Origin of the sequence: Pseudoalteromonas luteoviolacea NCIMB 1944 (genome assembly GCF_001625565.1) — a bacterium.
Classification (GTDB): domain Bacteria; phylum Pseudomonadota; class Gammaproteobacteria; order Enterobacterales; family Alteromonadaceae; genus Pseudoalteromonas; species Pseudoalteromonas luteoviolacea_F.
The window spans coordinates 13,645-27,221 of sequence record NZ_AUXS01000033.1 but is presented as its reverse complement, the minus strand read 5'-3'; the positions used below and the strand labels follow the sequence as shown (position 1 = coordinate 27,221).

Genomic DNA, 13,577 nt, shown 5'->3' with positions numbered 1-13,577 from the left:
TGGTTTCTAATAACAAACTCTTGTTTAACGCTTAAACTGAACTGAGTAAATTTCGCAAGTTGGACCTGCATTTCCACTCCAATGATGCGCTTGACCAGTAAAAGCATATATTTTTATATTTGATTGTGTATGATATGCGCTTAACAAGCTGCTAAGTATAGATTCATATCCGGCGCTATTTTTGTTTATAAAGTAGCCATGTTTGCAATAGTTACCATTAGTATCTAGCTTGACGTAAACATCAGCATTACCAAGCCTAGAGTAAACATTCAGTTCCGTAATTTGCGTCCCTATCGATAGTTCTGTATTTGATGCAAACGCCGACTGAGCAGAAACCCCTAATAACAGCAATGAAAACAAAAACTTACTCATTTAAAAACCCTTAAAATCTAAAGTGAAAACCAATTATATATAATTTTAAGAAAAACAAAACACCTTATTAATATAATTATATTAATAAGTAATCAAGTCCTTTTCATAAGAAGTACCAATTGAATTAGATGGGGAGAACGTAAAGTTGGTTCATCAGGAAAAACAAACAAACCAACTTTACAAATAGACAAGTATTAAGGTGTGATTATATTTTTATGTCTATGTAATTAATAACAGGCTCCGTTGATGCACAGCTTTTATTTTCCTGAAATTCAACTGCTACCTTTTTATTAGACGCCGCCGCCATCATCGCAACGGAAAACATCGATTTATAATAGTCATTAGACAAATAAATCTTCGAATATCTACTACAACCTTCAAACAAAACGTATGCTACAGTAGGTCTAACCCTAATATTTTTAATTTCCACACTCGAGTTAGCATTATAAGCTAACACTGTTTCACTCGAGAGAAGCAAGCAGCAAAGAGCGATTATTTTTTTCATTTTCTTCTATCCTTAAACTTTATTAAAAAAGAGCGTTAATAATAAAGAAATAACCACCAATGTAAAAATAAAAAACATATATAATATATATAATATATATTTAACCATCATTACATTTGGCAGCATCCGCCAAACTTTGGTAATACTTATCAATCTCTAACTGTGCAGACTGCGTCAACTCATGTTTACGCCCAATGGCTCTATTTAACTGGAAGCACGCATCCCCTATATTAGATTTTGGATTCAAATTTATATCAGCTCCATTCTCTAATAACTTCCACGCCATAAAAAACCGATAAGAACCAAGCGCTCTTACAATAGGCGTTCCTCCAGAGTTATCAACATTGTTGACATCAAACCCTTTGCTCAGTGCTAACAAAAATGCCTCGTTCGTATCTGAGCTAATAATTTTATATACCGGCGTTCTGCCAAATGCATCTTTTTGGTTAAAATCAGCGCCATGCTCAGCAGCGGGCCGTAAATATTCAATCCCTATCCAGCTTGCAAGAAACGTAACATTGTTACCCCTTCCGCCAAATGGAATATTGGGATCAGCCCCCGCTTCAAGTAACCTAGTGTAGGCACTGAGCTGCCTGCCTTTTATGGCAAAGTATAAAGGCGTAAACCCGGTTTTACCTTGGCAATTTACCTGGTGACTCGGCGTAGCAAGCAGCTTATTTAAGCGCTTTAAATTACCATTCAATGCCGCACGGGCAAGCTTTAAACACATTTGGTCCGTGTATTCCTGGCCCGGCAAAATGCTATAAATCCCGCCTGTTACTGCATGACCGAGTTGTAAACACCCGGTCTGCAGGAACATAAGCGCAACTATAATCAATCGGAATAGTCGCAAGGTTTACCCCCCATAGATGAACATGCCCCAACCACGCCGTGTGAACTCAAAGGCGTCAACGCAATTTGCTTGCCATTGGCAGACGGCAAGAAGGGTAATAATTGCCCAATATGCAGCAAATCGGTGGTGTTGTAGTAAGCTTTGATCTTGGACGGATCAACCGTCGACATATCCACATCCCGCCGAGTCATGGTTCGATCATGCACACCCGCCGCATTTATCGTGGTTGCTGGGTTGCCAGTAAACATTGACGCTGCGGCTGCAAGCCCGCCACCAAGTGAATGCCCGGCAAACTCAACATTATTGCCCAGTCTGTCCACCACCACCTGTGCCAAGTCCATCGCTTCAGTGTACTGTGTGGTTTCAATACCAAACGCTTGGGTAATGTCTGCGCCAACATCTGGTAGTAGCTCCGCAGTACCACGGTAAACCAAGAGGTATTTACCCTGATTATCTTTAAACAAAGCCGCATTCATACTGCTTTCTGTATTAAAATCCTTCGGATCTAAGTCCATTGCTTCAAGCTCTTGATCTGAAAGCCGCTTGTAGTGATCCGTCCCCTGACACTGAGCAAAATCCTCATACACACAGGATGCCGCTTCAATTTTTGGTAAATCAGCAATCGCACTCGGTGTAACCTTTAGAGAGAACTTCTTGTCAATCTCTTCAATTGCTTGCGTCATACCTGTGGCATCCATGACTTTGCCCTGTAACCACTGTTTTGCCAAACTCTTACTTAGCCCACCTAAGAAGTTGGCCATCGCCGTTCCACCTCCTTTAATGGCATTGTTAACACTGATCGCAAATTGCGCGTAGCCATAATAAGTATAAGCAGTCAACGCGTAGCTAATCGCAGTAGCAACCGCAGCGCTTACCGCCGAACTTGCTGCAATTGCCTTAAGAGCGGTAATTGCCAACGTCACCCAAATATACCCACTCGGATCTGTTTTATTGAGCGGGTTATTAACTACGTAAGAATAGCGGTTAAGACTTTGAATATTTTCAGGCGCCTGAACCATAGGATCGGCTTGTAAGAATCGACCAAGGATTGGGTCATAGATCCGCCCCCCCATATGAACAAGGCCTACCTCATCAATTTGCTCATGACCGGTGAAGCCGCGCAAAGTGATCATGCTGGTAAATTTGTTGGTGTCACTGAAATCACGTGCCCAAGTTTTAGCATCTCGACGCGCGCCAAATACATCAAAACTCATGACTTGAACTGAGCGCCCATTACTGTCAGCTATCACATGCGTCGACCCTAAGTGATCGTCCAAGATATAGCGTGTGGTTGCTTGGTTATTGACCGTCGTTACCAACACTTTGCCAGCAATATAGCGCTTGCTCACCCAGGTACTTGACCCTCCATATCGGATAAATTCAACTTTACCGACATACCGGGTTTCCTGAGCAATTGGAATGAAAGTAGTGATGTCTCCATTCAAAATGGGGATCAATGCGCCTTTTTCACCACCAAACTCGAGGCGTCTAAAACGTTTACCATTACCTGAGTACTCAAACTCAACCCAGTAATCCCCTTTTTCTATATAGGTTGGTTTATGGAAAGTGTTATAACTTAGTACTCTGTCATTGTCTTTGACCATATTGCCCGAGGCATCATATTGATACTTATTCGCACGGGCCCCGGTGACCTCAGTGACAGCATGGGGTCGACTTGATTGATAATGATAGTTACCCACACCAGTCTTGTAGGTTATGTTCCCCAGCTCATTGTAACGGATATCCGTTGTCGCAACGCCAGATATCGTGCTGCGTGTCACCCGGTTAAGTGCGTCATAAGCAAAAGTTTCTTTTTTACCAATCGCCAGATCTTGTCGATAATTCAAATTGCCCAGGTTATCCCAGTCATATCGCAAGTTTTGCAAAGTACCACTACCTGTCGTCGTCATACTGGTCAATAGACCTGTCTCTGCATCGAAACCTTTGTTTCGTACAATCCGACTACCAAGTTGCTCTTTAGTTAGATTGCCAAATGCATCCACGGTAACAGCTCGCCAAACCACAGAATTGGTTTGACTGTCTTTCAACGAGGCTAAGTGCTTATGAGCATTATATGTATAGATAACACTCTTACCAGACGCGTCAATTTCCTTAGTTAACTGGCCTGAGTTGTTGTATTCCCACTTCTCCTTATAGGTGTCCCCTTCTATCACTGTCTGCTTTTCACGACTGCGGCTAAATGCATCGTAGTAATAACGTTCAGTAAACCCTGATACCTTATCATTAACAGTAAAAACTTGGCCTTTTGCATAGCTGCCACTGTCATAGCTAGTGACCGTATGATGCTCTACAACAGTGCCTTTTTTACGTACAGACTCAATAAGACGACCCAAAACATCATAGCTGTACGTCATCACATTGCCGTTGCTGTCCGTTTCTTTGGTCAACTGATGATATTTGTTGTACGTGTAGTTAATTGTGCCTTTATCAGGATCAACCACGCGAGTTTTGTTGCCGTATTTATCATACAATATTTGAATTTGGTTCCCTTTCGGTCCCTTCAAGTTTCGAGATTTACCATTTTCATCATATTGATATTCTGCGGATTTATTATTTGCATCCGTGACTTTAACCAACAGTCCCATGGCATTTTTAACCTGAGTATTACGGCGTCCTAAGGGGTTAACGTTTGTCACCGCTTCACCGTTGTATTCGGTTTTCCAGACAGAGCCATCAGCCTTGGTAATTTTAATCACACGGTTTTGCTTATCATATTGATAAACTGTCCAACGTATTGTGCCACCAGCAAAATAAGGTAGAGACTCTCTATATTTACGACCCTTAGTATCATAAGTAAAGTCTGTGTATACATAAGTGCCACTTAGAGACACACTGCCTTTGCGAATTTCACGCCCATATTTATCAAAATAGACTCTGGAGTCAGGTGTCCCTTCTACGGTAGTTTCTTCATAGTAAGTTGCATTTGACGGACAGTGGTTTATCGATTTACACCAATATTGCACTTTACTAGTACTCAGCGCTTGACTGCCTGAAATACTGGTATTATTTGCCGGTGTAGACACCTCCCCTGTCACTCGTCCAAGTTGGTTATAGGTGCTATAAGTACGCTGGCCATTGGCTGTTTGCACATAATACTTGCGACCCAAATTATCATAACCGATGGTACTTCTGTGGCCCAAGCTATTTGACTCTCCGGTCAAGTGGCGACTCGTACTGTCATAGTATTTCGTCAGTACCTTAGTAGGTAGACCGGAGGACGATACCGTTTCTTTGGTGACCATACCATAGCTATTCAGCGTGTAGCTCGTGGCCACGCCATTATCTGCGGTAGTTTTGATCATTCGCCCTTTGCTGTCGTAGGCATAGTTTACCGTTTGTGTATTTTGATAATTGCCTCGGTTGCTGCCGTTAAGACGATTTAAATAGCGCTTTGTTGTCTGCTTTTTAGTCAATCTACCGCCATATTTACTGTACGAGTAGGTATGTGCCTCAGACGTGTGTGCATAGCCATTTTTACTGTCAATAGTGCTTTTTTTCGATACTGGGTTGCCAAAACTATCTATTGTTAATTGCTCAGTTTTTGTCGCAATGAGCGTCTGGCTACTAGTGTCCGTATTATAGGTCTTTGTCACTGAACGACTTGGATAAACCATATACGGATAAGTGCTACTACCAGCTTTAAAGCCTGTATCTCTCTTATTACCATGGGTATTGGTTACTTCTGACTTCAAACGCCAAACACTGCTTGATGAAGCACTTTGGATACTTAACTCTGAACGACTCATGGCTGTTAGCGGAGAAGCTATCAGCTCATCGACAGGAATAGCTCTTGGCAGCTCACAGCGTTTGCCTGGTTCCCAGTTACAATTACACATCTCTGGAATTTCATCGCACGGGTCAATTGGTGGTGGGGGGGGATTTCCGCCTCCGCCTGAGCTCGTATCGCTACCATACTTAACGTATGTCTGCACTTTAGACACCGAGCCTCGATAATCACCATCTTGGCGATAAGTACTTACAACTTTAGTTCCGGCGTTTCTGCTCTCTATGACAACTTGTCTAAAGCCGAGCATACCACGACCTACTTGCGCTTTTGCGCCATAATACTTATAGGTAAATAAATCCTCACCTTTACGCAATAAGCTAACAACACGAGCACCTTTTTTAATGTCTGTTACCCTGCCGTTACCCCAGTTTTTGTGCCTCGCATCATAGTCTGGTACATACACACTGCGATTATTGAGCGTAGAGTAGGAAACCGATGTATTGACACCAAACCCATCTGTCACTGAAGAGATCAAAGTGGCTGGACTATCACTGTTTTGATACAAGCCCATACGTCCAGAAAAGACCAACTTATCAGGTGTACCGTCCCCTGTAACATCCATAAAAGTGGTGAAATCAAAATTTGACCCATGTGATGTCAGCTTTCTCGCTGTAAAGCCACTGCCATTAAAGAAATAGAAGTGATCTCCATGATCTTCTCTATAGACCTCAGCTGTGCCATCACCGTTGATATCAAATGTTTTTAAGGCAGCTTTGTTATACTTGAATAAGTAAATGGCACTGTTGAACCCGTGTCCATTGTTTATTCTGGCATACCAGTTATCGCTGTTATTACGGTAGAGAATATCAGCCAAACCATCGCCATTTAGTTCGACAGCTTGAATATCTTTAATATTATAGGTTGACGATACAGTGACAAATTCTGCAAATGTATCACTGCCCTGCGATACGAGAATTTTCCAGCTATAGCTGTGGCTGTACCCTTGTGGAGTAATAAGCCCGCTTTGTTGCTGCATCAACTGCTGGGTCTCAACCGCTGGCGATCGACTCATATCAACTGGGTTCAATTGCTTAGGTGACACAGGTATCAAAGCTTGATTTTCACTGGCTTGTTTTATTGAAGCGCCAGCCTGTATTTGGGGCGCTACTATTCTGGGATCTTCACAAGCCCACGGACGATCGCAAGGTGGAAAAGGATCATCATTGTAGGTAGATACTCTTACTTTTGCTAAAAAGTCCGCACGGCCATCGCCATTAAAGTCCATTGCTGGAAATGTATTGTCATCCTTGTCATAGGACATCATCGAAGCCGTTGAACCGCTTGGCGCATTTAAATTGAACTTAATTGGTTTGGCAGCACCACTAGCTAGGCCAGTTTTAGTGCCTTTTTGATAAGACAATTTGTTGCCGACAAAATGCAATAGTTCCGGGTAACCATCGGCATCAATATCCAAAAACCGCGTATTTTCATCATTTGTTGGCTTACTAATAGAGGTTAAAGACGTAAATGAAAAGTTCATCGCAGAAGTATGACGCATCAGCTTCCAATGCTGATTGCTGCCAGATAAATAAAGAATGTCATCTTTACCATCTTTATCATAATCGACTATTTTCCATGTTCTGCGGAATGTTTTATTAGCAAGATCATGAAATCGTCGCTCATCGCCAAATCCTCGACCATTATTTGGGATCATATATAAATGGTCCGATGAACTGCCTCTATCATTGCGCACATAGGCAATATCAGTTAATCCATCACCATTGAAGTCCATAAACTGATGCGCTTTATAGCGACTGTTTCTCGAGTAATCACGACCAATATCTCGACCTAGCCTCACAGATCCCCTCGAGTTCCAGTTGAAAACTGTTGGTGACAAACACTTATTATTACTTGAGCACGCTTGCACCTTTTTCAGCACACTTTCTGTCACACCTGTACCAGCATAGCCGTAAGTCAAATTATAGCGGCGTAGTAAACGGCCCGAATAATACGACTCAATATTTTTCAGGCGCTTGGTCAGCGTTATCTTATTGTTTTTTAAATAGGCGAGCCTGCGCTTATCAAGGCGATCTTCCCAGTTGAAGCGAACTTCATTGCGAGTGGCACCACTGCCGTGACCTGAGTACTTGATAGATGTAGGATAAAACTCAAGACTGCCGTTCACCTTGGTGTAATTGTAAACATAGTAATTACCCGACGCATCTTCGACACGCTTTAACGCCCAAGTATAACCTCGGCCATTGCTGGCCTTAACTAGCGCATCCTGTGCAGAGCCGTGTTTACCATAAGTCAGTTTATTTCCCTGTGTATCGTACACAGTAAACGCGTATGGGCCCGTAGCTGTGCTAGATGTATGAGCAATGATCTTTTGCCCAGTATTCTGCCTAGTTCGGTATTCTGAGTTGTTGCTGCCATAGGTGCGGCCTGATTTCACAATCAGACGCTGCCCATCTAGACAAAAGCGATCATTCTGATCAAGATTTACTGATCCAGCAACGCCATCGGTCTCCATATTTTTTTCACATCGAGTGATGGCACTGAGCCCATCGATGTTAAAACCGACCCCAACGTGGCCATTGCGCGGGTTAGATGCATAGCTCAGTGATACATTTGGTTTCAGTCCACCAGTCGCTTCGCCTAAGGTGATCGGAATATTGTAGGTAAATTCACCGCCTGGCGAAACATTACTTTGGGCAGGTAAAGAGCCAACATAATCATTGGTATTAATGGCATGACTCAACCCCGTTGATTGTGCGTAGTGCACTTTATTATTGCTCTTATCGACAATATCAGCACGAAAATCGTAGTTGAAATCACGCACTTCCATTTGCTGACCAAAGTCTCGGATATTAATTCCGATGCGATAAGGTTTAACCGTATTGCGTGACACCAACAATTCGTGGCCGAGATCCGTCTGGATCAGTGCATCTGCTTGGCCATCGCCATCGAAGTCACTACGCAGTCGTTTGCCCACAACATCCATTTCGCTATGTTGCGCTGCAAACTCAGACTTAGAAATACCTTCTAGTTCGAATCCGTTCGCAGTTTGAATAATACGAACATAAGGATGAGATTCAAAAACCCGGATGCTGACGGGCACTTCATCTGCGGTTGTAACTTGTTTAACTGGTTGTTGGTAATATAAATTTCCGGAATTGTCTTGCCATACATTATTAGTAGGAGTAACTGGACTGGCATGCACCCAGCAACTCAATAGCCCAAGAGGTAGGGCCAATAATCCTTGTTTCTTTAACATACAGAATTCACTTTTCTTGTTGTATATCGAAGCCATGAATAGGCATTGATCACAGAGCAAATAAAGTACTTCGTAACATAAAGAAGTAACTGCTAACTTAAGCTAATAAGCCTAAGTCATACCCAAAATAAATTACACTTGCTTGCTCGTTGCGAGTAGTTCGTTAAGAAAAGTTATTCTACGACTTTGACTTCTACCGATTGTACAGCGCAGCCTGAAGACGATTTGTCAAATTGTAGACCAACAGGTAAATTTGCCGCGATGGCAGTTAACAACATAGATTGCATATTGCGGTAATTAGGGTTCTTTTGATCCAATACAGCTGCATTATCAGCATCAAGGTTACAGCTTAACGTCGCGTTCGTGCCCTCATGAAACTTGATTTTCACTGCATCACTATCAGCAATAACTGAAGAAAAGACGACATTTGATACGCCTTCACAGCTATATTTATTACAGCTAGCAAGTGCAGAAGAAGAACCTAAAAGAAGGGCGATAGCGAACATTGTACAAGCAGTTTTCATAATTTTATCCTTTATTATGTTTTTATATTGTTGAGTTTTCATTCAAACATTATCATAAAGACGTAATTTCGAGTATAAAAAATACAAAAATGCTTAAAAATTGTTGGTGAATGTTAAATTAAAGATTCTACACCACGTTTAGCATTGAAATGCTGATGGCTTCTATACAAGATCTCCGATTAGGACTGAAACGTCTTTGCTATTTTCCTTTTAGTTCCTAAAGTGTAATGGGTCATACGTTTACACCGGAAAAGGTTGATAAGCCCATCCTTTTATTTGGTTTTTTATGTGGTGCACTTGCAGGTTAAATTGAGGGATGTATGTGAGAGCAACCCTTAATTGCACATAGTTAGTCATTTAACCGTGGCTGGTAGGTATTAAAATAAAAGATAACGAGGCAGTAAAAACTGCCCCGCTACGCTTACTTAAATTGACATAAATGGTGTGTCCATATACGCCTTTTAAATTTATCTTCCCTAACCAGGTTTATTTTAAATCAGCTGAAACACTTTCCTTGACAAATTGATACCATTTATCAGACGTATCATTAATAATCTCTGCACCTTTAGCATTTGATTTAAACTTAGGAAATAATAAATAGCCATAGCCTAATCTGAAGCTAGCAACCGTCTCACAGTTGGTTAATATTTGACTTCGACCTACGCCACTCTTCCAAAACTTCTCATCATTATGAAGAGAGAAGTCGGTCATGAATCGATGTGAAGAATTTTTCTCATATTCAAAGGCAGGAAAAGATATGGTTACTTGCTTTCTATCACGTCCTTTTACAACGTCAAGTACATTAAATGTGGTAGTAATAACCTTGTTCTCTAGCTTTTTACTTATCGCTTTTACAAGATAAATATCAGCCGACTGTTGAATCATTTTCTCATGATTTAACATATATTCATCACGTGCTACTGCGCATGCCTCTGACTCTTGCGTCATCATCAAGCAAGTTGACAATACGATTGTCACTGCATAACTTTTTATTCTATTTAATATCATATCAACTTCCATCGTATTATTTATCACCATACCTTCCAATATAAATCGCCCATTTAGGCTATAAGCTAGCACTTACAATTTAAGAACATAAAAGATTTTTAAATCGGCGAGATTTTATTTTTTAGTTATAAAGCAATTAAATAAAAAATAATTAGATATAGAAGGTTAGCATGTTGCATTAATTTCCTTATAAATACAACACATTAGCATTAACTATACAAGTTTTGCGGGACTTTTAAGACCTGAATATGAACTGTGACTTCTTCGCGATCATGGTATAGGTGCTTAGCTTGCAATTTGTAACCAACATTATAATGTGCAAGCTCATCATCAATCAGCTGCAAACATTCGTACACACTATCAAAACGCTTTTTCATTGGCAGCTTAAGGTTGAAAATGAGTTCCTTGGCAAAACCGTTAACTATCCAATCGATCATCAGCTGAGTTACTTTACTTGGTTTTTCGACCATATCACACACCAGCCAATCTATATTGCGCTTTTCAGGGCGATATTTAAAACCATCCTCTCTGAAGTGCTTAACCTGGCCACTGTCCATCAGTTTATCGTTCATCGGGCCGTTATCAATGGCCGCCACAAACATACCGCGCCTGACTAATTGGTACGTCCAGCCGCCTGGGCATGCCCCTAAATCAACTCCTCTCATACCCGGACGGGCGCGCTCTTCTGCCTGCTCCTTGGTCAAGAATACGTTAAATGCTTCGTCTAATTTTAAGGTCGAACGACTTGGCCCGTCAGCCGGCATTTTCAGTCTTGGGATCCCCATAAAAAACGGTGAGTTATTGTCGCTAAATGAGTAACCTACGTATGCAGTATCATTGGCTAAAAATAAAATATGCAAAACAGGCTTTTGTGGCTTGATACTGCGCGTCAACTTATTTTGTTTCTCAAGTGATTTAGCCAGTGGCGTCGAGATTTTTTTACAAAATTTAGATAGCTCTTTGCCTTCATTGGTATCTGGTGTTTCGACACGTAAGTCACCACATAACGGGAAATCTGCTACACACTGCTTTATTTCCCCAACGCGATCTTCCAGTGGCATATTTGTCAGTAGAGTACCTGTAAACCACTGTCTGGCAAAAACCAGGCTTTTGAAGTCTATTTGTTTGACCAGCCGCTCAGCATCTTCTCTGGCGTAACATTCAAAGGTCACAAACCCGGTATTTGGTTTAGCCTTTACATAACCGGCAACACCTTGCTGCATGGCGTGATGATTAATTTCGGCAGCCGCATCACTTTCAAAACCACTGCGGCAATAAATTACTACACTCGACATTGTTTCAATATTTCCAAAGTTAAAGAGTTTCCAAAATTAAAGAGGTTGCTTTGCGGCTTTTACTATGAGTATCAGCCAACCAATTATAAAACACATTCCACCGATGGGAGTGATAGGGCCTAGCCACTTTGAGCCTGTCAGTGCCAATAAGTATAAACTGCCACTAAACAGTATAATTCCTGCGATAAATGCAAGACCAGCCCACTTAAGCTGCATACCCCACTTCATCAGCAGTGCCACCGCAATGAGCGCCAAACCATGTGTCATTTGATATTCGGCAGCCGTTTTAAATATATCGACTGCATACTCGCTCACGTGGTGCTTTAACCCATGAGCCGCAAATGCCCCTAGTGCGACTGATAGCATACAAAATACGCTGCCTGCCAATAAAAATAGTTTAGCCATGGTTAATGTCTCGCATAAATTGCACTGCTTTTTGCGCAGCAGCATCGCGATTCTGCATTTCGGTCAAGCCACTTGCTTTACGCGGTTTAAGGGAGTGATCACCATCTGGTAGCCAAAAATACTCTGGCGTTGCATCCAATTGTAGTGCGGTTACCTCCGCTTTGTTGCCAAATGTATCTCGCTCGCCTTGCAGTATTAAAAATGGACACAGAATATTACCAAAGTGCTCTACTCTCAGCTTTTCCGGCTTACCGGGTGGGTGAAATGGATAACCAAATGCAAGCACACCTTTTATAGATGAAGCCGATTCGCACACTAGCATAGAAGCCATACGCCCGCCCATTGATTTACCACCGATAAATATCGGCAGTGCGTCATCGAGCTGTGACAATACCTGTTCGTAACGCGCTAATAATTTGGGGGCTCTATCAGGTGGTCGTTTTTTATTTTGTGCTTTGGCTGTTTCCATATACTCAAAGTCAAACAGTGCAACGTCAATCCCTTGTCCGGCGAGCTTTGATGCCATGTCTTGCATAAATTCAGAGTCGCGCCCTGCACCTGCTCCATGGGCAAACACAAATTGCGCCACTGGATTTTGTGCGCGGTGCCATTCTATGGTTACTTTGTCATTCATATTCACTATCGCTTCTTAAATTTGTTCTTGCTCAACCATACTGAGCATCCAATCCTTAAATGAGACAATTTTTCCAAGCTCCGCTTGCGCCTCTCGACAGACCAAGTAATAAGCGTTTTTACTTTCTAAACTATGGCTAAATGGGATAACTAGTCGCCCAGCATCAAGATCTGGTTTGGCAAGCACACTGTTGCCCAAAGCAATTCCTTGACCGTGCACAGCAGCCTGTAGCACCATGGATGAATGGCTAAAAATAGGCCCTGTATTCGCAGGCACATTGCGCACGCCAGCTGTTTTTAACCATGCCTTCCAAGAGCGACGCGTCGTATCGTGCAATAAGTTATGATTGGCCAAATCACTTGGCTGGTCTAGAGGTTTAGGTCCATTTAAAAGCAGTGGGCTACACAATGGAACCAAATATTCAGTGTGCAATTTATGGGTTTGCACGCCACTCCAGTTACCTCGTCCATAATAAATTGCAACGTCAACGTCATCTGTTAAAGAGTTTTCATCTTGGTCTTGCGCTTTTATCCGAACGTCAATATCAGGAAAAAGCTCATTGAACTTACTCAGTCGAGGAACTAACCACTGGATCGCAAAACTCGGCGTTAAACTCACGGTCAACGACCCTTTTGCGCCCCGAGCAAGTAACTTTTCAGTCGCATCAATTAACTGCGAAAAAATATCTTTAATATCTAAAAAATAACCTTGTCCTTCTTCGGTCAGCAACAGTGAGCGGTTTTTTCTTAAAAATAGCTTTAAGCCTAAGTGCTCTTCGAGTGTTTTTATTTGGTGGCTGATGGCCGCTTGAGTCACAAATAACTCTTCGGCGGCTTTGGTAAAACTTAAGTGCCTGGCTGCTGCTTCAAAAGCCTTTAAAGCATTCAGTGGTGGTAACCTTCTTGCCATAGCAGGACGCCTTTACATGTTGTTATATTGAGATGTTGTATTGATGG

General features: G+C 41.9%; 10 protein-coding genes. All 10 read right to left on the bottom strand.

The genetic code is table 11. The features are described 5' to 3' along the window. Nucleotides 1-24: 24 nt before the first annotated feature. The 10 genes from N483_RS12875 to N483_RS12830 all read right to left on the bottom strand — a co-directional run bounded on the left by N483_RS12875 (nt 25) and on the right by N483_RS12830 (nt 13,530). Nucleotides 25-372: a hypothetical protein gene (locus tag N483_RS12875; RefSeq protein WP_023397305.1), complete on the bottom strand. Its 348-nt coding sequence runs from the start codon at nt 370-372 to the stop codon at nt 25-27. Between the two features lie 205 nt (nt 373-577). Next, nucleotides 578-877 carry a hypothetical protein gene (locus N483_RS12870; protein WP_023397306.1) on the bottom strand — a complete coding sequence of 100 codons (300 nt, stop codon included), beginning with the start codon at nt 875-877 and terminating at the stop codon, nt 578-580. A gap of 100 nt (nt 878-977) precedes the next feature. Next, nucleotides 978-1,697, bottom strand: coding sequence for an ankyrin repeat domain-containing protein (locus tag N483_RS12865; protein ID WP_023397307.1), 720 nt, complete (start codon nt 1,695-1,697; stop codon nt 978-980). Nucleotides 1,698-1,711: 14 nt separating this feature from the next. Next, nucleotides 1,712-8,755 (bottom strand): FG-GAP-like repeat-containing protein, encoded by a 7,044-nt coding sequence (locus tag N483_RS12860; RefSeq protein WP_023397308.1) that lies wholly within the window; start codon nt 8,753-8,755, stop codon nt 1,712-1,714. A 173-nt stretch (nt 8,756-8,928) separates the two neighbouring features. Beyond that, nucleotides 8,929-9,279 (bottom strand): hypothetical protein, encoded by a 351-nt coding sequence (locus tag N483_RS12855; RefSeq protein WP_023397309.1) that lies wholly within the window; start codon nt 9,277-9,279, stop codon nt 8,929-8,931. A gap of 486 nt (nt 9,280-9,765) precedes the next feature. Continuing rightward, complete coding sequence (locus tag N483_RS12850; RefSeq protein WP_155735413.1) at nt 9,766-10,326, bottom strand: hypothetical protein; 561 nt, start codon at nt 10,324-10,326, stop codon at nt 9,766-9,768. A 170-nt stretch (nt 10,327-10,496) separates the two neighbouring features. After that, nucleotides 10,497-11,582, bottom strand: a complete 1,086-nt coding sequence (gene rlmM / locus N483_RS12845) for a 23S rRNA (cytidine(2498)-2'-O)-methyltransferase RlmM (protein WP_023397311.1) — start codon at nt 11,580-11,582, stop codon at nt 10,497-10,499. A gap of 36 nt (nt 11,583-11,618) precedes the next feature. After that, entirely contained in the window at nt 11,619-11,987 is a 369-nt protein-coding gene (locus N483_RS12840) for a DUF423 domain-containing protein (RefSeq protein ID WP_023397312.1), read from the bottom strand. Beyond that, complete coding sequence (locus N483_RS12835) at nt 11,980-12,621, bottom strand: alpha/beta family hydrolase (protein ID WP_023397313.1); 642 nt, start codon at nt 12,619-12,621, stop codon at nt 11,980-11,982. The genes N483_RS12840 and N483_RS12835 overlap by 8 nt, the downstream gene beginning before the upstream one ends. 15 nt (nt 12,622-12,636) lie before the next feature. Next, the gene (locus N483_RS12830; RefSeq protein WP_023397314.1) at nt 12,637-13,530 is read right to left on the bottom strand and encodes a transcriptional regulator GcvA; all 894 of its coding nucleotides are present in this window, start codon (nt 13,528-13,530) and stop codon (nt 12,637-12,639) included. Between the last annotated feature and the right edge of the window lie 47 nt (nt 13,531-13,577).

Bases quoted from the DNA above. Each gene is read 5' to 3' on its own strand.
- N483_RS12875 (WP_023397305.1), bottom strand. From the start codon at position 372: ATGAGTAAGTTTTTGTTTTCATTGCTGTTATTAGGGGTTTCTGCTCAG.
- N483_RS12870 (WP_023397306.1), bottom strand. From the start codon at position 877: ATGAAAAAAATAATCGCTCTTTGCTGCTTGCTTCTCTCGAGTGAAACA.
- N483_RS12865 (WP_023397307.1), bottom strand. From the start codon at position 1,697: ATGTTCCTGCAGACCGGGTGTTTACAACTCGGTCATGCAGTAACAGGC.
- N483_RS12860 (WP_023397308.1), bottom strand. From the start codon at position 8,755: ATGTTAAAGAAACAAGGATTATTGGCCCTACCTCTTGGGCTATTGAGT.
- N483_RS12855 (WP_023397309.1), bottom strand. From the start codon at position 9,279: ATGAAAACTGCTTGTACAATGTTCGCTATCGCCCTTCTTTTAGGTTCT.
- rlmM (WP_023397311.1), bottom strand. From the start codon at position 11,582: ATGTCGAGTGTAGTAATTTATTGCCGCAGTGGTTTTGAAAGTGATGCG.
- N483_RS12840 (WP_023397312.1), bottom strand. From the start codon at position 11,987: ATGGCTAAACTATTTTTATTGGCAGGCAGCGTATTTTGTATGCTATCA.
- N483_RS12835 (WP_023397313.1), bottom strand. From the start codon at position 12,621: ATGAATGACAAAGTAACCATAGAATGGCACCGCGCACAAAATCCAGTG.
- N483_RS12830 (WP_023397314.1), bottom strand. From the start codon at position 13,530: ATGGCAAGAAGGTTACCACCACTGAATGCTTTAAAGGCTTTTGAAGCA.